Origin of the sequence: Gorillibacterium terrae (assembly GCF_051594785.1) — a bacterium.
Lineage (GTDB): Bacteria > Bacillota > Bacilli > Paenibacillales > NBRC-103111 > Gorillibacterium.
The window spans coordinates 681,279-703,279 of the sequence record NZ_JBPPGI010000001.1 but is presented as its reverse complement, the minus strand read 5'-3'; the positions used below and the strand labels follow the sequence as shown (position 1 = coordinate 703,279).

Below are 22,001 nucleotides of genomic sequence, written 5' to 3'. Positions count from 1 at the left end.
CACGCCCCCACGCAAAAAAGACGTCCTTGCGGACGTCTTACGAACCACCTTATGGAAGAGATGCGGCTTTATCCAGAGCTTTTGTTGGTAGGTGTCCGACCGTTTCAATCCACGCACCTCATACGAGGTGCGACTGCGAAAAATCACATCACTTATCCCGTACAGATATCGGTACGGTCGTTTTTGAAGAAAACTCATCTGATTCTGATAAGGGTTGATCCTTGACAAACGATACAAAAAAGATTTTTCGATCTGTTTCGATAAAATCTGAGGTGCGAAAGGTCCGGGCTTTTCATGGGAGCTTCACATTCGCACCAACGCGAAAAGCGAATCAATTTCAGCCCTAGCCGTCCTTGATTCGCTCTATTTCGCTTATGCCTGCCTGAGCCGCTCGGTTACGGTGCCGTCCGCTCGGCCGATGATGACGCGGCTCGCCATATTGAGGAACAGGCCGTTGTCCACGACGCCGACAATGGCATTGATCTCTGCGTGCAGCTCCACCGGATTCCCGATTTGACCAAAATGACAATCCACCGTGTAATTGCCGTTGTCCGTCATAAACGGTGCGTCCTCCTGCTGCCGCAGTACCGGCCTGCAGCCAAGCGCCTGCAGACGCCGAAGGGTCAGCTCGCTTCCGAAGGGGACGACCTCGACCGGCAGAGGAAACGCGCCTAACTGGTTTACGGGCTTTTCGTCGTCGACGATAATGATCAGCTCGTTCGAGGCGCTGGCGACGATTTTTTCCCGCAGGAGGGCTCCCCCGCCGCCCTTGATCACCTGCAGCCGATCATCGATCTCATCGGCTCCGTCGATGGTGATGTCAATACTCTCAAAGTCCGAGAAGGAGACGATTGGAATCCCCAGCCGGCGGGCATGCGCTTCCGACTGTTTCGAGGTGGCGATCGCCCGGATGGACAAGCCTTCCTTCACCCGGCGTCCCAGCTCGCGGATTGCCCAATACGCCGTGGACCCCGTACCGAGGCCGACCATCATTCCATCCCGAACATAGCCGACGGCTTTCTCGGCCGCCAATCGCTTACGGTCCATCTTCCTTCCCTCCGTTCAAGCGGCTGTCGAAGTCTTGGAGCACATCGGGAACTTGGTCCATGATCAACTCCACCGCTCGAGATTGCGCCATGGTCCGGCGGAATCCGTCGCCCGGCACCGCCGAGAGCGCGTAAACCAATAAGCTGACCAGAACCATTGCTTCCAGCAAGGCCAGCGCTCCGCCCGCCAGTCGGTTCAGTCCATTCAAACCGGGCACCCGTGCGATGGCGTTCAGCAAATACCCCAAGAGGGTGAGCGCAAGCTTCACTGCGAGCAGAATGAGAATGAACGCCATCGCCTTCAGCAGCGGCTGTTCCCAATCGAATCGGCCGAGCTTCGTCTCGTAATGGCCGATTCCCGATAGGATGTCCGGAGGCAACCAACGTTCCAGATGTGGCAAAAAGACGGGAGTAAGCCGATACGCAGCATACCCGGCAATGATGAAGCTGGCAAGCGAGACCAGTTGGGTCACCAGTCCGCGCCGCCAGCCAAGGACAAAAGCCAGCAAGAGCACCGCGCCGATCGCAACATCAATGGCATTCATGAGGCGCTACTTGCGGCTCGCTTCTTCCGAAGTTTCTTCCATGACGAGCTCTATCCACTCGTTGTATTCTTTCTTCAATAACTCATACTCATGCTGCAGCGCTTCATATTGGACGGCGAGCTCGGCGTCAGACTCGCCTTGGCGGGCGTGTTTGTCCCGCTCGTTCCGCAAAGCCTCCGCGAGTCGCTCCCGTTCCTCGCTCAGGCCGTCGGCGAGCTGCTGCAGCTCGGCCAACTGCGAGGCCCGCTCGGCGGCCAGCTCTTCCAGCTCGGCTGCGCGGTTCGCCGCCTCGTTCAGTTCGGCGGCTCTGCCATCCGCCAGAGTGCGCAGCTCGGCAAGCTCGGCTGCTTGTCCATCGGCTCGACACCGCAGGTCGGTGAGCTCGGCCGATTCGACTTCCGCCTGTCTCCGAAGCTGAGCCAGTTCGTCTTCCTGCTCGGACACGCGGCTTTCGAGCGCCGCGGCCCGCTTGTCGCGCTCCGCCGCCAAATTCAATTCGCGGCGAAGCCCCAAGAGGGCGTACTCAAGCTGGTCCTTCTCCTCGCTCCAGCTCACCCGCTCGCGGTCGAATGTGTCGCGCAGCTCTTGAGCCTTGCGTTCTTGTTCGGTCCGCGCTTGTTCTGTTTGGGTCCGCAGCTCGTCAAGCTCGGCTCGCAGCTCCGCTGCGCCGGTGCGTTCACCCGCGTGCAGCCGCTCCAGCTCGGCCAGCCGGTCTTCGGCTGTGCGAGTCTGTTCGGCCAAGGCGGCCGCAGCTTCCTCGCGGGCTTGAAGCGTCGTGAGCAGCGCCTCGCGCTCGGTCTTAAGCGCAGTCAGCTCTTCGTCCAGCTGCGACAATTCGCGGGACGCCTCGGCCTGCTTGCCTGCGAGTTGGTCGGCAGCTTCGGCTTGCTGACGCGCGAGCTGCTGCCGAAGCTCGGTCAACTCGGCATCCTTTGCGGCGAGTTGACGGGTCAAGTCCGCTTCCAAGTCGCGGAACAAAGCGTCGGTCTCCTCTTCCTTGCTCTGCTTCCAGGCGGCAAATTCCGCTTCCTTGCCGCGGAATTCGTTCCTTGCCTCCTCCAGGGCGCCTGCCAAGCGACGCTGTTCGGCGTCGGCATCCTCACGCCCACGGACAAAGGCGTCCTCGGCCGCCGCCAGTCGCTCACGCAGCTCGCCGGCTTCCGCCGCCGCGCGCTCGAGTTCGGCCTGCTGCGCATGCTCCTGCTCGGCCAGTCGCTCGCGCAGCTCGCCGGCTTCCGCCGTCGCGCGCTCAAGCTCCGCCTGCTGCGCACGCTCTTGCTCGGCCAGCCGCTCGCGCAGCTCGCCAGCTTCCGCCGCCGTGCGCTCAAGCTCTGCCTGCTGCGCACGCTCTTGCTCAGCCAGCCGCTCGCGCAGCTCGCCGGCTTCCGCCACTGCGCGCTTGAGCTCCGCCTGCTGCGCATGCTCCTGCTCGGCCAGCCGCTCGCGCAGCTCGCCGGCTTCCGCCGCCGTGCGCTCAAGCTCCGCCTGCTGCGCACGCTCCTGCTCGGCCAGCCGCTCGCGCAGCTCGCCGGCTTCCGCCGCCGCGCGCTCGAGTTCGGCCTGCTGCGTACGCTCCTGCTCGGCCAGAGCAGCAGCCTGCTCGGAGCGCAGCCGATCCAGCTCCTCGGAGAGGAACACGTCCTTGTGTTCCAATTCCTCGGCATGCCGGGCTGCCGCTTCTTCCTGTTCGCTGCGGTACTCCGCAGCGAGGCGCTCTGCTTGCGCGGAGAGCTCTTCCTCCGCTTCCCGCAGCAAGGCGCTCAGCTCGGATCGCTCCCGCTCATGCTCCTCCAGCAGACTCTTGCGTTCGCGCTCCGTTTCGTCCTTCAGCCGTTCGAGTTCCGCGGCATGGGCGACTTGCAGCTCAAGGATCTCCGCCGAGCGGGTCTCCTGCAGCCGAGTGAGCTCGGCTGCATGGAGCCGCTCCTTCTCGGCGGCTTCCTTCTCGCTCTCTTCCAGATAAGCGGCAATCTCCGCGTCGTGGGCCGTCTTCAACCCGGCGAGCTCGCCGGCGTGCGACTCTTTCAGCTTAGTTAGTTCCGCCGCATGGGCGGCTTCCCTCTCTTGAACCGCTTTGGCGTGGTTCGCCCGCGCCGCTTCCAGCTGCTCGCGGGCGCGCTTCTCCGCGCTTTCCAGCGCAGTCAACCGGGCCGCCGCCTGTTCCAGCTCCCGGCGCAGGCCGGCGAGCTCCGTTCCTTGAGCGGAGGCTTTATCCTGAAGCGACTTGCGCTCCTGCATGAGGGAATGGCGCACATTCTCGTATTCCTTGATGCGCTCCGAGGCCTTCGCCAGCTCGCCCGTCAATTCTTCGACTCGGCGGGTCAACTTGGCGCTCTCTTCGGTGAAGCGGGATGTCTCGCCCTCATGCTCTTCGCGGGCGAGCGCAAGGGCGAGCTCCGCTTCCTCCAGCGCCTGCTGTCCCGCAGCAAGCCGTTCCTCCAGCTCGCCAAGCCGCGCGGCCAACTCCTCGCTGCGCCGCGCCGCTTCGTCCTGTGCGGAGCGGGAGGCATCGCGCTCGGATGCGAGCGTCTCACGCTCAGACCGCCATGCGGCCTCTTGCTTGCGGAACTCGACGAGCTCGGTCTCTTGGGCCGCAGTCGTCTCGCGCAGCTTCTCGGCTTCCTCCGCGGCCGCCCGCAGGCTCTGCTCGCTTGCCGCAAGCCGTTCCCAATCGGCGGCGAGTTCGTCGAGCCGATCCCGCACCTTTGTCAGTTCATCCGCCATGTTCACGGCGGCAAGCACCGCGATCTTGGTCGTGTCGTACCGCTCGTTGGAGCCGGCGATGTGATGCATCTGCTCATTGACCTGGGCGGCCACCCGTTTCATGTAACCCGGACTGGAGCTGCCCTTCAATTTGTATGTCGTTCCGTATATGTCAACGGTAAGCCGTGTCTTCTCTTCACCTGCCATGGAAAGACCTCCTCTCGCGTTCGTTTACCTATTCGCGCAGAACGGTCCCGGTTCCTGCCTTTATTTCCGCAGTTCCGCGGCAAAACTTTGTTCCAGCGCGGCCAGCACGTTGCTTTGGGCAAGGCTGACTTCTTCATCCGTCAATGTTCTTTCCGGGTGACGGTAGACCAAGGACAGCGCGACGCTCTTGCGGTCCGCTCCCAGCCGTTCGCCCGTGTAGATATCGAATACGCCGCTCGCTTCCAGCAGCGGTCCGGCCGCAGCGCGCGCCGTCGCCAGAAGCTCGCCGACGGGAACTTCGCTTCCGACCACGAGTGCCAGGTCGCGGGTAACCGCCGGGAAGCGGGCCAGGGTTTGATAAGTGACCGTCGGACCGGCCAGCCCGATCAGGGTGTCGAGCTCCAGTTCCATCAAATACGCTTCGCCCGGCAGGTCTCCGGTGAGCTCGGGATGAAGCTGGCCGATGCGTCCCAGGAGAACTTCTTCTCCTTCTTTCACCGCCAGAACATCCGCCGTGCGGCCGGGGTGCCAGCCTTGCGGAGAAGAGGCGCGGTACACGACGCTTTCAATGCCGATCGCCGCCGTGATTTTCTCCAGAATGCCCTTCAGGTCGTAGAAATCCACCTTGCCCGGCTTCACCTGCCAATGCGGGGCGGTGCGGTTGCCGATGAGGATCGCGGAAAGCAGCTGCTTCTCGACCGGCTGCCGGGTAAGCTCGGCTTCGTCCGTCAGGAAGACCTTGCCGATCTCGAACAGGGCGACATCCGTTTGCGAGCGATTGCCGTTGTATTCGGCGACGGCGATAAGCCCCGGGATCAGGCTCGTGCGCAGCACGCTGCGTTCCTCGCTCATCGGCATGGCGAGCGGGATCAGCTTCGATTCGGGATAAGCCCCGGGAAAGCGGTCGCGGGCAGACGGCTGCGTGAACGAATAGGTGATCGCTTCGTTCAAGCCGCTCGCCGCGAGCAGCTGCCGCACAGAGCGGCGAATCTTCTGGGCCGGGGAAAGCGATCCCGGCGTGGTGACCCCGTTCATGAGCGTCGTCGGGATATTGTCATACCCGTGCAGGCGGGCGATTTCTTCGATCAGGTCGACCGCCTGGGTGATGTCGCCGCGGCGGCCCGGAGCGGTCACGCGGAATGCTTCACCGTCGACTTCATAGGCAACATGCAGGCGGTCCAGCACATGGCGAACCTCCTCTTCCGTAAGCGAGGTTCCGAGATAGCCGTTGACCTTGTCGAGCGTCAAGTGGATAGAGACCGGCTGAGCCGCACGGGCTGCCGCTTCGGCGATTCCCGTTTTGGCCCGGCCTCCGGCATAACGGCACATCAGGGCCGCCGCGCGGTCAAGCGCATCCGCAACCGCTTCGGGGTTGACTTCCTTCTCGAAACGCAAGCTCGCTTCCGAGCGAAGGCCGAGCTGCCGCGAGGTGCGGCGCACCGACGAGCCGGAGAATTTGGCGGATTCGAGCACGATGCGGACCGTATCCGCCGTCACTTCGGAATTCTCGCCGCCCATGACGCCGGCGATGGCAATCGGCTTCTCGGCGTCGGTGACAAGCAGCATCGACGGAGTCAACTCGCGTTCCGCTCCGTCGAGCGTGACGAGCTTCTCGCCGGGCGCGGCGAAGCGGACGTCGATCCGGCCGCCTGCGAGCTTCCCGGCATCGAAGGCGTGCAGCGGCTGACCATACTCCAGCATAACATAGTTGGTGATGTCCACCACGTTATTGATCGGGCGCACACCCGCCGCCATTAAGCGGTTCTGCATCCACAGCGGGGACGGCCCGATCTTGACGCCGTCGATCACGCGGGCGAGGTAACGGTCGCAGGCTTCCGGCGCGCTGATCGATACCTCCAGGAGCGATGCCGCGGTCGGCTCCTCCTCGACGAGGCCTTCGCGCGGATCGGGCAGCTTCACTCCGCGGCTGAGAATGGCGGCCACCTCGTAAGCGGTGCCGATCATGCTCAGGCAATCGGAGCGGTTCGGCGTGAGGTCGAGCTCCAGCACCTCGTCGTCGATGTTCAATACTTCGAGGACGCTGGCGCCGACCGGCGTGCCTTCCGGCAGTACGAGAATGCCCTCCTGAATTTCCTTCGGCAGGAACTTGTCGTTCAGGCCGAGCTCCTTGGCGGAGCAGATCATTCCCTGGGATTCCACGCCGCGCAGCTTCGCCCGCTTGATCGTCAGCCCATCCGGCAGCTTGGCGCCGATCATCGCCACCGGCACCTTTTGCCCGGCCGCTACGTTCTTCGCTCCGCAGACAATCTGCAGAGGAGCTTCGCCGCCGACGTCCACGGTACAAACGTTCAGCTTGTCGGCATCGGGATGCTTGACTTTCTCGGCCACATAGCCGACTACGACTCCCTCCACGCCTTTGTTAAGCTTCTCCACCTCATCGACCTCTACGCCGCTGCGGGTCAGCTTCTCCGCAAGCTCATCGGCGGTGCAGCCGGTCATGTCCACATACTCGGACAGCCATCTATAGGATGCCTTCATGGATTCGTCACGTCCCTTTTCGTTATCGTCCTTATACTCTTCGTTCCCATCATGTGTGCCTAGCCTATCCGGTCTGCCGTGGATAGAAGCCGGTCAAATCCGGTCGAACTGCTTCAGGAAGCGAAGGTCCCCGGTATAGAAATTGCGGATGTCGTTAATTCCGTATTTCAGCATGGCGATCCGCTCCGGTCCCATCCCGAAGGCGAAGCCGCTGTAGACCTCCGGATCGTAGCCGCCCATGCGCAGCACGTTCGGGTGTACCATGCCGGAACCGAGGATTTCGATCCAGCCGGTTCCTTTGCAGGTCCGGCAGCCCTTGCCGCCGCACATACAGGAGATATCCACCTCGGCGCTCGGTTCCGTGAACGGGAAGAAGCTGGGACGCAGCCGAATCTGCACGTCCGGGCCGAACATCTCGCGGGCGAACTGCAGAAGCGTGCCCTTGAGGTCGCTCATGCGGATGCCCTTGTCGATCACCAGGCCTTCAATCTGGGTGAACTGGTGGGAATGGCTGGCGTCATCCTCGTCGCGCCGGTAAACCTTACCCGGGCAGATGATCTTGACCGGCACCTCGCCCTTGCGCCGCTCCATCGTCCTCACCTGGACCGGGGATGTGTGCGTACGGAGCAGTAACTCCTCGGTCAGGTAGAAAGTATCCTGCATATCTCGCGCGGGATGGTTCTTCGGCAGGTTCAACGCTTCAAAATTGTAATAATCCTGCTCGACCTCCGGCCCTTCCTCGACCGTATAGCCCATGCCGACGAAGATATCCTCGATCTCCTGCACCACCCGGCTGATCGGATGCACGGTGCCCGCGGGCGACGGCCGCCCCGGCAGGGTGACGTCGATCGTCTCGCTCTTCAGCTTCTCTTCGTTCTCGCGGCGCGCCAGCTCCGCCTGCAGGGCGTTCAGCTTCTCTTCGATCGCCTGCCGCACGTCGTTGGCCACCTGTCCGATGACCGGACGCTCCTCCGCGCTCAAAGCGCCCATCCCCCGCAGCACCTCGGTAAGCGGGCCTTTCTTGCCCAGATACTTGACCCGCAGGTCGCTCAGCATCTGGCTGCCTCTCGCCGCCTCCAGCTCCCGGAGGGCCGCCTGCTTCAGTTCCATCAAACGCTCTTTCATGATCCCTTTCGCCCCTTTGCTGTTCGTTCGCTTTTTTCCTTAACGCGCTTTCGCCTGCGGAAGGCATCCGGCGAAAATAAAAAGACGCCGTTCATCCCCCGAAGGGACGAAGACGTCGTGGTACCACCCTTATTCCAAGCCGCCGCCCGCAGGCCGGGGTTCCGGTCGCGTCAGTCGAACTTGCTCTCACGAGGATAACGGCTCGTGGCCGGTCCGCTCTACTGGCCCGAATGGGCGTTCAAGCGACTGCTCCGGAGCGAACTTCGGCAGCCGTTCCCGCGAAAGACGCTCTCAATCTCCGGCGTCTTCTCCCTGTTGCGGCGTACTGCGTACTCTTCTCCATCCCAGCATTTCGTGCCGAACGGTACGCCGATCGCGTGACCCGTCCGTCTATTACGTTTCATTATAGGCAAGCCGGCCGCGGATTGCAAGGCTCAGGCGGCGCGGGCGGAGCCCATTTTTGCCGTTACCCGATCTGCTTGATCCAGATAGCGGCGGCGATTGCAGCGACGAACGTCAAGGCCCATATGGCGATCCGGACGATCCGCATTCTCCGTTCCCCGCTCGGCTCCTCCCATTCATCCCGTTCAAAGCGAAACCGTTGCACCTGTTCGGCTTCCTCGTCTTCCGGCTTCCGCCAACGCTGCTTGTCCACACTCATACCTAACACATCCTATCGAACAAGGTTTAATGCCGGAGCCAGGCAGCCTAACCGCCGACAATGCGAAACAGAAAAGCAGCAACGGCCGCGTTCAGAACGAGCAACAGCGGTATACCGTACTTGAACGAAGGATGTAAAGTTTTATGCCGGAATCGGTTCATGCCGAGCAAGACGCCAAGCGCCCCGCCGAAAAAAGCCGTCAGGAACAGCCTTCGCTCGGGAATGCGGCGCTTCCGCCGCTTGGCGCGCGCTTTGTCGTTGCCCATGAGGGCAAAACCAAAAAGATTGACGATCACCAAATAACCGATCAGAACAAACATTGCGGCAGGCCTCCTGTTTTCTCGCCATGAGGCTGATTCTTTTCATTGTGAAACAGGAGGCGCCTTGCGTCAACCCTGTAAACTTCGGACGCTCCCTATTCCTACAGGATTACGGATTGGCAACCCGCACTTTCTGTTCCATTTTCCCCTTCAGCTTACTCGGATTCAACACCACCCTCCAGTCCCTGGCTTCCAACTCGTTTTGCAACGGGTCTCCGTTCTTGCCCATAATCGAAATCGTATAGTCCGCCGTTCCCTCCTCCAAAAGAGTAACCTCTTTTTGAAGGGCATACGTTCCTCTCAGCCAATAGTTGGTTTTCTGCTCTACTTCATAAACGTACCAGTGCTCTTCCCGCTTAAAGACGGCCTCCTTGGGAACGATCCGGACTTGAATGGAATTCTCCAAGGAAGCGAGAGGGACTCTGGTGACGAAAACCTCTGTCCCCTTTCCGGAATAGGCGGTGATGCGAACCATCTGAACGGAGAAAGACAACAGGACGATCAAGACCGCAGACAGCCCTAATCGTCGCTTCCAAGAAACCGGTCCTCCCATCATGTCATCCCCTTCTTTCTCCCATCCTGGAAAAGACTCTGCATTCCCGTGACGATAGAAGGATAAAAGAGCACGTAGACAGCCAGAGCTGGAAGCAGGAAGAGCAGCGAAGGACCAAAAGATTCACTGGGCGCTTGCTCCAGCGATTGCCGGATCAGGATCGCTAGCGGCATGCGGGATTGGGATTCCAGAAAGAACAGCGGCTGCTCCAGCATGTTCCACGAGTCTATCAACTGTAAGAGGAGAATGGAGCCAACCCCATTGCGAGTCAGGGGGATAACCATATGCCGCACGACGTGAAAGAAGCTCGCTCCGTCCACCTTCGCCGCTTCCAAACTGTCCGCAGGGATTTGAATCAGGAACAGATAGAGCATAACCACGGAAAAGGGCAGAAACCATTGCGGTAGAATGATCCCGAAGGCATGATCGAGCAAGTTCAACTCATCCAAGGTCAGATAAGTCGGAACGACGGTAGCCTGGAAGGGAAGCAGCATGAGGATTAAATAAAGCGGGAGCAGAATTCGCTTGGCTTTTCCCGGGAAGAGGGCCAGAAATAATGCCGCCGGAAAGGCGAACAACAGTTGTCCACCCGCGCTTGCCAGGCTGTACAACAGGGAATTTAGGAATCCTGTGGCAAAGATGTTGCTTTGCGTCCCGATCCGAGCAAATTCCCGTAGGTCGATCTGCCAAGTGAACAAGGACTGTTCGGCGGCGACGGTTTTCAGCGATGCTACTATCCGCTCCACACGCTCCGGCTCAGCGATGGCATAGTGGAATAAAAAAAACAAAGGCCCGCTCAATAGAACGGCAAGGAGCAGCGTCGGAACAACTTGAAGCCATCGCAAGCGAACTCTCCATGGTTTGATGATCATGACTTGTCCTCATTTTTCGGTTTGTGGAAAATAAGCGGAGCGGTTTCGTTGGAAAAAGAAGAGAATGACAATGGCAACAAAGACAGCGGTCAGACTGGAGGCTGCCGTTAACCGCTCCAGGTGAAGGCTGATAAAGTTGTTATTCATAAAGTGTTGCAGCAGATAAACCGATTTCGGCGGATAGGCGCCAAACATCGCATAAGCATCCTTGTAGACTCGCAAAGAGAAGTAAAAGCCCAGAACTGCCGCAAAACCGAGTTCAGGGGCAAGGAGCGGCAGCGTCAAATAGCGCGTCTTCTGCCAAAATGTTGCTCCTCCCATCTCGGCTTCCTCGTAAAGCTCCCCGGGAATGGCGCCTAACCCGGCAAAGAGAATTAAGATGGGGTAAGCACTGTACTTGACCAAGAAGAAGCTGACTAGCGGAACAAACAGCCAACTGCCGTCCAGCCAGTTTAGGGGGGCAACTCCCATAACGAAGGCAGCACCTCGGTTGAAAAGTCCGGAGTTGGCGAACAGGAGGGTCCAAGTATAGGCGATGGAAATCGACGGCACGGCATAATAGAGGATAACCAGATGCAGGATCAATCGGCTCCCCTTCAACACAAGATGAAGAGCCATCGCGACGGCAAACGATACCAATAAAAGGAGCGGGACGGCAAGTCCGGTGAAGAGAGCCGTATTTCGCATTGCCAAGCGGAAAGCATCGTTCTGAACAAGGTCTCGATAGACATCGAGGCTAAGCCCGTTTCGGCTTCGGAAGCTGTATTGAAGACTCCATAGAAACGGATACACATAAAAGAGAACAACTCCCCCGAGATGAGGAAGAATCAGAAGCCAGGGGAGAGTTCTTCGCTGAAGTCGCAGCCGTTTCTTATTCATGGAGGTACAACCAGAGCTTCTCTTGAATGGTCTGGATGGCTGCGTCTTTGTCGATCATCCCGGAATCATACTGCTCCGCCGTATAGAGAATGGCGTCCGTTACCCTATGGTCAAGGTAGTTTAATGTATCCAGACTTCCCGTTATGTTGCGCACCTCCATGATCGCGGCTTCCTTCTCGGGGGTCATCCCCTCCATCTTGAGCAAATTCTCATAGGTATCCTGACGAATGATATTGTTCTGCTCCCCATACCGCGACAGGAAAAAAGCCAGCTCAAACGCTTCTTGCTGCCGATCACTGGTTTTGTTGACGGCATACCCTTCCTGAATCAAAAAGGAGTGTCTTCCCGATCGTTCCATAGCGGGCTCTCCCAGCAAGACTTTGCCATCCGTATAAAGATCCAAATTGATCAGGAAATCCTGCATAAAGAAATAATCGACAATAAATAACGGTTTATCCTGGGGTGGATCGGCATAGTCGCCTTCTCTGCCTGTCGTTTTGATGACATCAAGAAATTGGGAAATCAGGGCCGTCTGGTTTTCCTTTTCCCGGGTGTCCAGCATGTCTTGTGAAAATCCATCAATCGTCATCTGATATCGATTAACAAAAGAGTCCTTTCGTTTGGCATTCATATACCACAGCTTAACAGCCGGGTTCCTGGTCTTGAATTCTTGACCCAACCTTGCTAAGTCCGCCCATTTGTAATTCGTTGGAGAAAGAGATTCTGCAGCAGTTCGATCAGCCATGACCGTAATCATAGAGATGCGGGAGGGAATGATCGAAACCTTGCCACCACGAGTGATTGCCTTGACGATATTGGGGAGGAAGGCTTGCTTTTCCCTCTCCCATAGAGAAGGAGCTGCCTCTACCACATCGGCGAACAAATCCTTGTCCAGATAATTCTTATAGGGAAGAAACTGAGTGGCCATGAGGTCCCACTTCCTCTTCCCGGTGAACAATTGAAGGCTGATAAATTGCTTATAATCTTCCGTATTGAAGTCCTGGTCGGATTCCCGGAAATAAGACAGCTCCACCTTGATATCCCGATGCTGCTTCTCGTAAGCGGCAACCTTCTGTTTTATGGCATTGTCCGGAAAGGGTACGAGGACTTGCAGGACTTTTTTCTCCTTCTCCTCGCTCTCGATCGCAGCCAGTCTTTGCGTGCGTTCTTTTCCGGTCAGTTGGCGATAAGAATACCCTTTCGAGATCAGCCGTGGCGCTTGGGTTGTCCGAAAGAACGCCTTCCACTCCTTATTCCCGGTTAAGAAGAAGGGTCCAAGTTCCAGCGTTTCGTCTCCTTGCAGAAAGGCAGCCGTATAGGAGCCGGATTGGTAAGAGTCAAACCGGATCGTCTCTTCTACAAATCCGCCGCTTGTATCATGGGAAAGAATGCGATCGGGTGAGCCTGCATAAAGGATGCGAGCAGCGGAGTCATAGAAGACGCCGCGGATGAAGAATCCTTCGGGAAGCGAAGTGCTCCAACTCGTCTGCTTCAAATCCAAGCGGTAAGCGGAAAGCGTCGCGCCCCCCCCGCTCGACTGCTGCAGAACGGCCAATGTTCCGTTATCCATCCAGACCGCATCGACAATGGTCCCGCTCGGCAGGGTTAGCTCTTCGCCCCGGTGCGCATTCAGCGCTTTCGTAGACCCAAGTCTCACCTCCGACAAGAGACTTCCTCCAAGATCGAGAATCTGGATGCCGTTGTTTCCGACCAGAATCATCTTATCCTTGCTAACTTCCAGCTTGAAGGGGGTAAAATTTTGCAGCGCGGAGGTTCCCTTGACGGGCATTCTGTCTTTAAAATGTCCGGTCTTATCGTAAATGAACACGAATCTGCTATTCATCAACGGTTGATCTCCCCGCTCGATCCGATATTCAAGCAGATAGATCGAACCTTGTGGATCTGTGTCGAAGATCGGGTGGTCGCCTACTCCGTACTCTGCTTTCGGTTGCTCCAACACATTGCGATAATCGGTTATGGAATGAAGATCATTCTCCACATAGTCCAACTTGGCGAACGAGGCATCCGCATAAGCTAACTGGAAAGTCCTAACTTCCTCGTTATAAAGCGCAAGAAGAAAACGTCCGCTGACGGCTTTATCCGGTTTTACACTATAGAGCGAATGGACGAAAGAGTCTACCGGGATTTCCTTCTCTTCATAAAGATTCCCGAGAGTATCTGGGTTGTCTTCTGAGCGGCAGCCAACAAGCAAAAGGGTTAGCATTAAGCAGAAAAGAACCAGCTTTGTGACGCGAATGGTGTAGCGCAAAGCTAAACCTCCTTCACTTAAAACCTCCAAATACCATGAAAAGAGTTTCCACAACCCCTAATGCAAGCACACAATACCACATCCATCCATTTTCTATCAATAATATTGTTAACGGAACAAAATTCTTCCTTATTCGAGCGGAATCTTTAATCTCTAATCCGGCGGCGGCCGAGCTTTTGTCTTGGGCCGTTTTGATCCTCTTGTCTTCATGAGGTAAACTTACAGGAGCAAGTCAGCCTGTCCACTACTCTGCATTCCAAGGAGGAGCAACCCATGGCAATGAAATATCGCAGGCTGGGCAAGACCGGCCTGAAGGTGTCCGTCGTCGGCGTAGGCACCTGGCAGTTCGGCGGTGAGTGGGGCAAGCAGTTCGGCCAGGAAGACGCCGACCGCATTCTCGGCCGAGCCAAGGAGCTCGGCATCAACCTGATCGACACGGCGGAGTGCTACGGCGATCATCTGTCGGAGGAGCGGATCGGCGGATTCCTCAAGCACGACCGCCGCGAGGACTGGGTGGTGGCGACCAAGTTCGGCCATCACTTCCATGGTCCCTTCTCCCGGACCGACGTCTACGATCCGGATGACGTCATCCGCCAACTGGAGGGCTCGCTGCGCGCCCTCGGCACGGACTATATCGACCTGTATCAATTCCACTCCGGGCCGGATGCCTCGTTCGACCGCGACGATCTCTGGACCGCGCTGTCCAAACAGGTGGAAGCGGGCAAAATCCGCCACCTCGGCATCTCCATCGGCGCGAATACGAATATTCATCAAACCTCCGCCGCGACGCGCGTCGGAGCGGAAGCGATCCAGGTCGTGTACAATCGGCTGGAACGCGGTCCGGAAGCCGAAGTCTTCCCGTCCTGCCGCGAGCAAGACCTCGGCGTACTGGCGCGGGTGCCGCTGGCGAGCGGCTACCTGAGTGGCAAGTATAAGCCAGGCGCCGTGTTCGGGTCCGACGACGTCCGGCACCGGCACGACCGGGAAGCGACCGACGCCAAGCTGCGGCTGGTGGAGGAAATCCGGCGCAACGAAGTGCCGGAAGGCACCTCAATGGCAGCCTGGGCGCTCGCCTGGTGCCTGAAGCATGATGCGGTGAGCGCCGTGATTCCCGGCTGCAAGGATACGGCGCAGGTCGAGGCGAACGCCGTCGCGGTCGAACTGCTGAGCGACAATCACCTGCAGGCGTGGAAGGACGAGCCGCAGGAGTAGCAACGTTGAAAAAAGAGGCGGGCTTCTCCGTTCGGGAGAAGGTCCGCCTCTTTTGGCGTGTAAAAGGTGAGTCGATAATCGTGAGGGACGGGTAAGTAGCGGTAATGCGAGACGATCGTGCCCATTCTCCGGGAAAGGAAGTGCGGTTTCCTTGAGTTCGCTAAACCGAATCATTGCCTATCTCGATCAGTATGCGTTTACCGAGGAGGAACTGAAGACCATGCTGGCTGCCTACTTGTTGCAGGCCGATTCCGGCGATGTCCTTGCCTATCTGGAGGCGGCCCGCCATCTGTTCGACGTACCGAACATTGATCCCGACGCTCTGCGGGAGGCGCTGGAGGAGATGCAGGGGGAGCCTACCGGTCTGGAACCGGCGACGCGGCTGTAATCCCATTGGGCAAGTTGAGCCGCGTTCTGCCTGTGGCCCGCTTACTTGAAAGGAGTCTCGAACTCCACCGAGAATGGGGACTCCAGCAAAGCGGGGAACCAGCTCGGAATCATCGTCAGCGTATCCTTCATCTCCGCCCCGTTCTCGAATACGAAAGTCAACTCCCTGTCACGGTCGTTGCTGTCGGTGCTCGAATGAGTTTCCATTAAGTGCGTTTCGAACACCCGTCCCGCCCCGTCCGTCGCCTTTTCGATGCTCACTCCGCTGTTGTCCCCCGGCGACACGCGGACCCGAAGAGTAATCCGGCGTTTGGCGCCGTCCAGCACCGAATCCGCGGACAGCAGGTTGGATGGCCCGCTGATGAGTCGGTTGCCCGCCAAATCCAGCTTGATCGGCCGTTCGGCTTCGGAAAGGGCGTTCACTCCGGTTCCTTCCAGCGTCAGCCGATGCGGGCGGGTATAGTAAGTGCTCTCGAAAAAATAAGTCTGCCGATCGGTACCCAGGCTGGCCGTTGAAGTCGTCCATGTCCGTCCTTCTTCATCCTTCAGCTTCAGTCCGGTTAATCCAAAGATATGAAGCGGATTGGCAGGATCGAACCGGATCGTCAGCTTCATTCTCGTTGGGTAGAATACCGCTTCCTCGACCACAAACTTCTGCCCCGCCGATTCAAAAGCTTTATTAACGGCGATCTCCCGCTTTAGGCCGGCGAATTTCTCGGTATCCAATGGGAAGGAAACCGTAAATCCAGGGCCGAAAGCAATCCCCTCGTTTTGCCGAGAAAACGTGATATCCAATCGCACAGGACGAGCCTTCGTTGCTTCGTCAAATTCAATCTCCAGTTTTCCGGTCTGCTCGCTCTCCTCCGTAGCCGAGGACCCGCTGGAGAAGACATAACCTTCCCGGATGCGCGAACCGGATTCATCATACATCTGCAGATTAAACGTTTGTGAGTCTGGAATCGCTTTGCCTGGTTCCGCCTTCAGCGTATAGAAAACCACGATCCGCGCTTCGTCGGCGACGACCCCGTCCACCCGGAAGGTCAGGCCGTCGTGGCTGTCGGCTTTGTCCACCTTCTGCAGAAGGTCGTTGTCCACGGCGAGCTGAAGCCCTTTGTCCTGGGAGAAGAATTGGACGAACCCCTCCATCCCCGGAATCTTCTCCAGGTAAGAGGCGAAGACCGGCGATACGCGAACGCTGCCGATGAAGAGCAGCAACACCGCCGCCGCTGTCCAGGCCGCCGCCCGCGAGCGCCGACGGGAACGCCGCCTGCGCTTGGCCCGCGCTAGACCAGTGGCAACCGCTCCGTCCAGCCCGGCGGGGATGGCGATCGCGCCATACTCCTTGCGCAGTTCGGAGAGCGGATTAGCTGGTGTATCTACGCCAAGCTCGCCCTGTCCGCTGCCCCTGGCGTCCTGGTCCGATTCCGCCAGGATTAACGTATCCTCCACGCCTCCGGCGCTGGCGAGCACCTTTTCCGCTCGGACCCGCTCTTCACCGCCGCTCGCACTGTCGTCCTCCTGCTCGGTGAGATTCAGCTCTTGCCGGCTACTCGTGCCGCTGCCGTCCTTCTCTGCCCCGCTCCGTTCTTCTCCGCCAGCCGTCCACCGTCGGCCCTTCTCCTCAGGCATGGTTCCACTCCCCTTCCCCCAAATGGCGGCGCAGCTCGCCGAGCGCCTTGTGCAGCCGTGTTTTGACCGTTCCGTCCGGCAGCTCGAGAATCCGGGCGATCTCCGTCAGCGTAAAGCCCTCGAAATACATCAGCACCACGATCCGCCGATACTTCTCATCCAACCCTTCGATGGCCGCCGCCAGGTCCGGGTCGGCTGTTGCATCCCAGACGCCCGCGTCGTATTCGGCCAGCGGGCGGAACGAACGCGAACGCCGCTTTGCCTCGTCGGCGCAATAATTCAACAGAATTCGCGTGATCCAGGTTAGGAAATACTCGGGCTGCTTGAGCTTGCGAATTTTCGTATACGCTCGGCACACGGTCTCCTGGACGGCCTCCAGCGCATCCGCTTCATTTTTCAGGTAAGCGTACGCGATCCGGTAGAGCCGTTCCTGGCAGGAGCCGGCCAGCTTCGCGAACGCTTCGTCATCTCCCTTGCGGGCCTCGGCAGCCCATTGCGTTATGCTCACGTTCGTCCTCCTGTGCTTCTTCTTTCCCATTAGACTGCGGTGGGAGCGAATCGGTTTTTCCGGAGCGGACTTTTTTTGCGGATAGATTTTGAAAAGACCCAACTCCCATCCGAGCAAGCCGGTTAAATCGATCCAATCGACCCAACCGGTCGGCTGCAACGGTCGGCCCTCACAAAAAAAAGGCAGCCCTTCCCGGGAAGAGAAGGCTGCCTTTCTTGCACCTGTCCGGACCCTGTTTCAGATCCAGGCTTTCAGGTTGATCTGCTTGATGAATTCATCGCGGCTGGTGATTTCCTTCGCCGGCTCCTCGGCCGGAGCGGCCTCCGGCTCGCCGTTCATGAGGCGGTAGAACAGCTCCTCGTTGCGCGTCGCAAGGGCGAAGTCGATCAGCGCCTCGCGCTCGACGCGGTCGGCTTCCTGCTCCAGCAGTACTTCCTCGCGTTCGATATCCGCAGCGGGAACCAGCACATGCCGGTTCAGCTTGGGAATCCGAACGACGTAATCGAATATGTTATCGGCGTTGCGGTCATAGGCGATGACGTACCCGTAATCCTCCACGGGCAGTCCTTGCTCCAGCGAATCTCCCACGAAATAAACCTTCTGACCCAGTCGCAGCATCCTGTCTTCCCCCTTTGACATCCCCTGCGGATGCGACTTATCGCTTTTTTTCTTTATACGAAGGACGAACCGATTTGTTTCAGCGCTGTCCTTTGGCTCCGCTTAAGCATACGGATTGTTGGCCCGTTCATACCCGATGGTCGTCCGCGGCCCATGGCCGGGAAGCACCTGAACGTCGTCCGCCAGCTTGAACAGCTTGCCGTGCAGCGAATCGTGCAGCTCGCGGTCGCTGCCGCCGTAGAGGTCGGTGCGACCGACACCGAGCCGGAACAGCGTATCGCCGCCGAACAGCTTGTCCTGCCAGAGGAAGCCGACGCTGCCGGGCGAATGTCCGGGCGTGTGCAGCACGCGAAATTCGCCACCCAGCAGCTTCAGCGTCTGGCCGTCGGCCAGCTCGTATTCGGCGGGCCGGGCCGTGATCGGACCGCCGACGCCCGGCCAGCGGGCCGAGCCGTTCTTCTTCGGATCGGTCATCCACTCCGATTCGAGCCCATGCAGGTAGACGGGGCACTGCTTGGCGTCCCTCACCTCGTCCACTCCGGCCATGTGGTCGAAATGGGCGTGGGTGAGCAGGATGGCATCTACGTCAAGCGACTCTATCCGCTTAAGCAAAGCTCCCGGCTTCATGCCGGGGTCGATGACAACCGCCCGGTTCGTCTCCGGATCCTTCACCAGATAAGCGTTGGTCTGGAGCGGACCGAGCACCAGCGTTTCAATCTGTAGGGTCATGCGTACAAGCTCCGTTTCGGATAGTTTAGAACGAAGAGAGCAGCGAGCGCAGCTCCTTCACGATGACGGCCTGATATGCGGTGCCGTCGCCGTAGCGACGGCCCATCTCTTCCCGGGTCGCCTGCAGCTTCTCCTGATAGTCCGGCGCTTCCCGGTCGGGATTGGCCGTCTTGAAGGCCGTCATCGCTTCCTGGACATGAGCCGGACGCGGTCCCCACTGCCCGAGCACATAGCCGCCGGTGTCGGCGAAGAGGACGATCGGGATCGCCCGGCCGCCCATGGTAAGGAACTGGTCCATCACCTCGGGGTGCTGCTCGATCACGAGCACTTCCAACGGGATGCCGCTATTCTCCAGCGTGCGAAATACGACGGGGACGTTGCGGACAACATCGCCGCACCATTCGGCGGCGAGAATCAGGCAGCGCAGGTCATCGCGGTTTCGGAGCGATTCGAAGAACAGCCGGTCGTCCTCGCTCGGCCACTCGAAGGAGGTGTAGTAATCGAGGAACGCCTCCCGGTTCTTCTGCATCCCGTCGATGAAGACGGCGGGCTTCAGCCCGGCGCCGATGGAGCCGGCTACATTTTTCGCCATATCGCGGTTCCTCCTTAATCAGGCCTTGGTTTTCTTGCGGTTGTTGAGCAATACCTTGATGAGGAAATAAAGAGCCATGAGGCCGACGGCCGCGACGATAAACGGCACGGTATATTGCTTGGACAGCTCGTGAATGTCCGTCCAGCTCTTGCCGAGGCTGTACAGCCGTTCGCCCAGCCAGACGAACAGAGCGCTCCAGATGACGCTGGCGAGAGTGGTCAGCACCGAGAATTTCCACAGCGGCATCTTGGCGAGGCCGGCCGGAATGGAAATGGCCTGCCGGACGACGGGGATAAACCGCGCCGCGAAGATGACGCCGCCGCCGTACTTCTGGAACCAGCCCTCCGCCATATCGATATGCTTTTTCTTCAGATGAATATACTTGCCCCACTTCTCGACGACCGGGCGACCGCCGTACAGGCCGATCCAGTAGATAAAAATCTGGGCGATCAAGCAGCCGATGGTGCCGAAGAGAATCGCTTCGAAGTAGTTGATTTCGCCCTGCGCGACCAGGAACCCGGCATATGCGAGCACGATCTCGCTCGGGATGATCTCGATCATGAGACCGAGCATGATGCCCCAATAACCCAGTCCGGTCAAAAAGTCCAAAATTTGCGTAACAAAGTGGCCCATTGTCAACCTGCCTTCCGGATAGTCGTTCCCTCTTGTCCCGACATTGGTTTCTACCATTCTATCATAACCCGGGGGGAATTATGAAACCTTAATGTCTCCTAAAAATAAACAAGGGGAACGTGGGTCTTCCGTTGCGCTTTCCGCGGATAAAAGGGACCGGCGACGGAACACCGGACCCGGCGGCTCGCGGCAGGCTTCGGGAGCGCGCCTCCGCGAAAAAACGGGTCTCCCACGGGAACGGGAAAGCCGCGCAGCATGCCGCTTCCATCCCGATTGCTTCAGGCGCCGAGCGCCCGTCAGTCGCCTTTTTTGGCGACAATCGCTTCCGGGTTGGTCAACGTATCGTAAAATTCGAGGTAGCGGTCCCGGTTCTCGCTTGCGCGGAGCGCCATCGCCATGCGCGGATGCTCGTCAAACACGCCCGAGACCATGTAAGGGATGTTGTAGCCCCACTCCCACTTGCGCCGGATGTCGATCATATGCTCCTCGATTACCTGGAGCACCGGCCTGAGCTCGTAGCGCGTGCTGCCCAGATGACTGATCAATAGCTCCGTGTTGCAGTTGCCGGCGGCGCGGCCCATGCCGAATACGGAAGCGTCGGCGAAAACGGCCCCGTGGTCGATCCCCGTGATCGTATTCGCGAAAGCGAGCTGCAGGTTATTGTGCGCGTGAATGCCGAGCTGCTTGTTCGGCAATAGCTCGCGGAATTTGTCCACCATCAGGCCGTAGTCCCGCGGGTCCATGCTGCCGTAGGAGTCTACGACATAGACGATGTCCACCGGGCTTTCGGCGATTTTGGCCAGCGCCTCCTCAAGCTCGTGCTCAAGCACATGGGAAAGCGCCATGATGTTGATCGACGTCTCGTAGCCTTTGTCGTGAAAGGTATTCACCAGCTCCAGTCCTTTGCCCACGTCGCGGACATAGCAGGCTACGCGGATCAGGTCGAGCACGGATTCCTCTCGCGGCAGGATGTCGTTCTCGTCGACCCTGCCGATATCGACCAAGGCGGACAGCTTGGTGGCGGACTTGTGGGGAATCACTTCGCGCAGAAACGCCTCATCCAGATAGCGCCACGGTCCGGCCTCCGCTCCCTTCAGCAATTTGGCCGAGTTCTTGTACCCGATTTCCATATACTCGACCCCGGCCTCGCTCAAGCCCTTGTACAGGGCCTTAACGAAGTCCGCGCTGAAGTCCCAGTTGTTGACGAGACCTCCGTCCCGGATGGTGCAATCCAGTATTTTGGCTGCGCTTCGATTCATGGGTGAGTCCCCTTCCCGCATTGTTTTTGCAAGTTATAACACAGGCTTCGGCCGTCTGTCAAACCGCATTGGAATGCCCGGACGAGCCCTTACATAAACATCTGGGGAAGGGGAAGGGACACGCTCGCGCACCGGAAGAAAAGTCTCGGTCGAGGGCATCCGGTTCGAACCCCCTAGGCAAAAGGAGGGATTGAATGATGTTTCGAACCATTCGCATCCGCAAAGGGGCGCTTGCCGCGATCCTGGCGGTGCTCTGCCTGGGACTGGCCGCGGGAGGCTATTACTACGGCAACGGGCGGACTTGGACAGCCTCGGCCCCGGCCGCGCCGGCCCGAATCGTCGAGATGGTGGCGGGCGAATTCAGCTCGACCCAGGACGGCAAGGAATTGGAAGCCTACATCTGGCATCCGGGCTCGCTCACGCTGGAGAAGGGAGAACCCGTCACCCTGCGCATCCGTGGCATCAACGGAGCGAGCCATTCGTTTGTCATCGAAGGCATTGCCGGGAAAGACGGCGGAGACATCAAAGGAATCGTCAAGAAGGGCATGACCGCCTCAGTCACCTTCACTCCGGAGAAGGAAGGCACCTACCGGCTGATCTGCATGGATCATCCCGACGCCGCCCATCACGGTCCGATGATCGCTTACCTGACTGTAGACTAACGGGAGGAACCCATCCAGCGCCGATTGCAAGTAAATCGGCCGAAGCGAACTCCCCCCTCGCCCGTTCCGGTAGCCCGCCTCCTTCGGCCCGCA

The 22,001-nt window shown here is 58.9% G+C and carries 21 protein-coding genes; 3 read left to right on the top strand and 18 right to left on the bottom strand.

Going from position 1 to position 22,001, the window contains the following annotated elements:
• Positions 1-372: 372 nt before the first annotated feature.
• The 11 genes from rpiA to ACSEXS_RS02960 form a co-directional block, all read right to left on the bottom strand.
• The gene (rpiA, locus tag ACSEXS_RS03010; RefSeq protein WP_438431705.1) at positions 373-1,047 is read right to left on the bottom strand and encodes a ribose-5-phosphate isomerase RpiA; all 675 of its coding nucleotides are present in this window, start codon (positions 1,045-1,047) and stop codon (positions 373-375) included.
• Positions 1,037-1,591 carry a CvpA family protein gene (locus tag ACSEXS_RS03005; RefSeq protein WP_438431704.1) on the bottom strand — a complete coding sequence of 185 codons (555 nt, stop codon included), beginning with the start codon at positions 1,589-1,591 and terminating at the stop codon, positions 1,037-1,039. The genes rpiA and ACSEXS_RS03005 overlap by 11 nt, the downstream gene beginning before the upstream one ends.
• A 6-nt stretch (positions 1,592-1,597) precedes the next feature.
• Positions 1,598-4,501, bottom strand: coding sequence for a cell division protein ZapA (zapA, locus tag ACSEXS_RS03000; protein WP_438431703.1), 2,904 nt, complete (start codon positions 4,499-4,501; stop codon positions 1,598-1,600).
• A 60-nt stretch (positions 4,502-4,561) separates the two neighbouring features.
• On the bottom strand, positions 4,562-7,000 hold the full coding sequence (pheT, locus tag ACSEXS_RS02995; RefSeq protein ID WP_438431702.1) for a phenylalanine--tRNA ligase subunit beta: 2,439 nt from the start codon (positions 6,998-7,000) through the stop codon (positions 4,562-4,564).
• 93 nt (positions 7,001-7,093) lie between these two features.
• On the bottom strand, positions 7,094-8,125 hold the full coding sequence (gene pheS, locus ACSEXS_RS02990) for a phenylalanine--tRNA ligase subunit alpha (protein WP_438431701.1): 1,032 nt from the start codon (positions 8,123-8,125) through the stop codon (positions 7,094-7,096).
• Positions 8,126-8,591: 466 nt separating this feature from the next.
• A complete protein-coding gene (locus ACSEXS_RS02985; protein WP_438431700.1) occupies positions 8,592-8,786 on the bottom strand; it encodes a hypothetical protein in 195 nt (64 codons plus the stop codon).
• Between the two features lie 47 nt (positions 8,787-8,833).
• Positions 8,834-9,106: a DUF1294 domain-containing protein gene (locus ACSEXS_RS02980; protein ID WP_438431699.1), complete on the bottom strand. Its 273-nt coding sequence runs from the start codon at positions 9,104-9,106 to the stop codon at positions 8,834-8,836.
• Positions 9,107-9,215: 109 nt separating this feature from the next.
• Positions 9,216-9,662 (bottom strand): hypothetical protein, encoded by a 447-nt coding sequence (locus ACSEXS_RS02975; protein ID WP_438431698.1) that lies wholly within the window; start codon positions 9,660-9,662, stop codon positions 9,216-9,218.
• Positions 9,659-10,531 carry a carbohydrate ABC transporter permease gene (locus tag ACSEXS_RS02970; protein ID WP_438431697.1) on the bottom strand — a complete coding sequence of 291 codons (873 nt, stop codon included), beginning with the start codon at positions 10,529-10,531 and terminating at the stop codon, positions 9,659-9,661. Before ACSEXS_RS02970 ends, ACSEXS_RS02975 begins: the two co-directional genes overlap by 4 nt.
• A 9-nt stretch (positions 10,532-10,540) precedes the next feature.
• A complete protein-coding gene (locus tag ACSEXS_RS02965; RefSeq protein WP_438431696.1) occupies positions 10,541-11,410 on the bottom strand; it encodes a carbohydrate ABC transporter permease in 870 nt (289 codons plus the stop codon).
• Complete coding sequence (locus tag ACSEXS_RS02960; protein WP_438431695.1) at positions 11,403-13,679, bottom strand: hypothetical protein; 2,277 nt, start codon at positions 13,677-13,679, stop codon at positions 11,403-11,405. The genes ACSEXS_RS02965 and ACSEXS_RS02960 overlap by 8 nt, the downstream gene beginning before the upstream one ends.
• 279 nt (positions 13,680-13,958) lie before the next feature.
• Here ACSEXS_RS02960 and ACSEXS_RS02955 point away from each other — a divergent pair, with 279 nt between their 5' ends.
• Positions 13,959-14,891 carry an aldo/keto reductase gene (locus ACSEXS_RS02955; protein WP_438433066.1) on the top strand — a complete coding sequence of 311 codons (933 nt, stop codon included), beginning with the start codon at positions 13,959-13,961 and terminating at the stop codon, positions 14,889-14,891.
• Positions 14,892-15,042: 151 nt separating this feature from the next.
• Positions 15,043-15,279, top strand: a complete 237-nt coding sequence (locus ACSEXS_RS02950; protein ID WP_438431694.1) for a hypothetical protein — start codon at positions 15,043-15,045, stop codon at positions 15,277-15,279.
• 41 nt (positions 15,280-15,320) lie between these two features.
• Here ACSEXS_RS02950 and ACSEXS_RS02945 read toward each other — a convergent pair whose 3' ends face one another.
• The 7 genes from ACSEXS_RS02945 to ACSEXS_RS02915 all read right to left on the bottom strand — a co-directional run bounded on the left by ACSEXS_RS02945 (position 15,321) and on the right by ACSEXS_RS02915 (position 21,246).
• Positions 15,321-16,907, bottom strand: coding sequence for a DUF4179 domain-containing protein (locus tag ACSEXS_RS02945; protein ID WP_438431693.1), 1,587 nt, complete (start codon positions 16,905-16,907; stop codon positions 15,321-15,323).
• Positions 16,900-17,415: a sigma-70 family RNA polymerase sigma factor gene (locus ACSEXS_RS02940; protein ID WP_438431692.1), complete on the bottom strand. Its 516-nt coding sequence runs from the start codon at positions 17,413-17,415 to the stop codon at positions 16,900-16,902. Before ACSEXS_RS02940 ends, ACSEXS_RS02945 begins: the two co-directional genes overlap by 8 nt.
• Before the next feature lie 237 nt (positions 17,416-17,652).
• Entirely contained in the window at positions 17,653-18,033 is a 381-nt protein-coding gene (locus tag ACSEXS_RS02935; protein WP_438431691.1) for an ATPase, read from the bottom strand.
• Positions 18,034-18,135: 102 nt separating this feature from the next.
• Positions 18,136-18,762, bottom strand: a complete 627-nt coding sequence (locus tag ACSEXS_RS02930; protein ID WP_438431690.1) for an MBL fold metallo-hydrolase — start codon at positions 18,760-18,762, stop codon at positions 18,136-18,138.
• A 25-nt stretch (positions 18,763-18,787) separates the two neighbouring features.
• Positions 18,788-19,354 carry a thioredoxin family protein gene (locus tag ACSEXS_RS02925; RefSeq protein WP_438431689.1) on the bottom strand — a complete coding sequence of 189 codons (567 nt, stop codon included), beginning with the start codon at positions 19,352-19,354 and terminating at the stop codon, positions 18,788-18,790.
• Between the two features lie 18 nt (positions 19,355-19,372).
• Entirely contained in the window at positions 19,373-19,987 is a 615-nt protein-coding gene (gene uptA / locus ACSEXS_RS02920; RefSeq protein WP_438431688.1) for an undecaprenyl phosphate transporter UptA, read from the bottom strand.
• A gap of 296 nt (positions 19,988-20,283) precedes the next feature.
• A complete protein-coding gene (locus ACSEXS_RS02915; protein WP_438431687.1) occupies positions 20,284-21,246 on the bottom strand; it encodes an aldolase catalytic domain-containing protein in 963 nt (320 codons plus the stop codon).
• A 194-nt stretch (positions 21,247-21,440) separates the two neighbouring features.
• On the opposite strand from ACSEXS_RS02915, the gene ACSEXS_RS02910 reads away from it, so the two are divergent.
• On the top strand, positions 21,441-21,908 hold the full coding sequence (locus tag ACSEXS_RS02910) for a cupredoxin domain-containing protein (RefSeq protein ID WP_438431686.1): 468 nt from the start codon (positions 21,441-21,443) through the stop codon (positions 21,906-21,908).
• Positions 21,909-22,001: the final 93 nt, after the last annotated feature.

Bases quoted from the DNA above. Each gene is read 5' to 3' on its own strand.
- ACSEXS_RS02985 (WP_438431700.1), bottom strand. From the start codon at position 8,786: ATGAGTGTGGACAAGCAGCGTTGGCGGAAGCCGGAAGACGAGGAAGCC.
- pheS (WP_438431701.1), bottom strand. From the start codon at position 8,125: ATGAAAGAGCGTTTGATGGAACTGAAGCAGGCGGCCCTCCGGGAGCTG.
- ACSEXS_RS02975 (WP_438431698.1), bottom strand. From the start codon at position 9,662: ATGATGGGAGGACCGGTTTCTTGGAAGCGACGATTAGGGCTGTCTGCG.
- zapA (WP_438431703.1), bottom strand. From the start codon at position 4,501: ATGGCAGGTGAAGAGAAGACACGGCTTACCGTTGACATATACGGAACG.
- pheT (WP_438431702.1), bottom strand. From the start codon at position 7,000: ATGAAGGCATCCTATAGATGGCTGTCCGAGTATGTGGACATGACCGGC.
- ACSEXS_RS02925 (WP_438431689.1), bottom strand. From the start codon at position 19,354: ATGGCGAAAAATGTAGCCGGCTCCATCGGCGCCGGGCTGAAGCCCGCC.
- ACSEXS_RS02935 (WP_438431691.1), bottom strand. From the start codon at position 18,033: ATGCTGCGACTGGGTCAGAAGGTTTATTTCGTGGGAGATTCGCTGGAG.
- ACSEXS_RS02955 (WP_438433066.1), top strand. From the start codon at position 13,959: ATGAAATATCGCAGGCTGGGCAAGACCGGCCTGAAGGTGTCCGTCGTC.
- ACSEXS_RS02915 (WP_438431687.1), bottom strand. From the start codon at position 21,246: ATGAATCGAAGCGCAGCCAAAATACTGGATTGCACCATCCGGGACGGA.
- uptA (WP_438431688.1), bottom strand. From the start codon at position 19,987: ATGGGCCACTTTGTTACGCAAATTTTGGACTTTTTGACCGGACTGGGT.
- ACSEXS_RS02980 (WP_438431699.1), bottom strand. From the start codon at position 9,106: ATGTTTGTTCTGATCGGTTATTTGGTGATCGTCAATCTTTTTGGTTTT.
- ACSEXS_RS02965 (WP_438431696.1), bottom strand. From the start codon at position 11,410: ATGAATAAGAAACGGCTGCGACTTCAGCGAAGAACTCTCCCCTGGCTT.
- ACSEXS_RS02970 (WP_438431697.1), bottom strand. From the start codon at position 10,531: ATGATCATCAAACCATGGAGAGTTCGCTTGCGATGGCTTCAAGTTGTT.
- rpiA (WP_438431705.1), bottom strand. From the start codon at position 1,047: ATGGACCGTAAGCGATTGGCGGCCGAGAAAGCCGTCGGCTATGTTCGG.
- ACSEXS_RS03005 (WP_438431704.1), bottom strand. From the start codon at position 1,591: ATGAATGCCATTGATGTTGCGATCGGCGCGGTGCTCTTGCTGGCTTTT.
- ACSEXS_RS02930 (WP_438431690.1), bottom strand. From the start codon at position 18,762: ATGACCCTACAGATTGAAACGCTGGTGCTCGGTCCGCTCCAGACCAAC.
- ACSEXS_RS02910 (WP_438431686.1), top strand. From the start codon at position 21,441: ATGATGTTTCGAACCATTCGCATCCGCAAAGGGGCGCTTGCCGCGATC.
- ACSEXS_RS02945 (WP_438431693.1), bottom strand. From the start codon at position 16,907: ATGCCTGAGGAGAAGGGCCGACGGTGGACGGCTGGCGGAGAAGAACGG.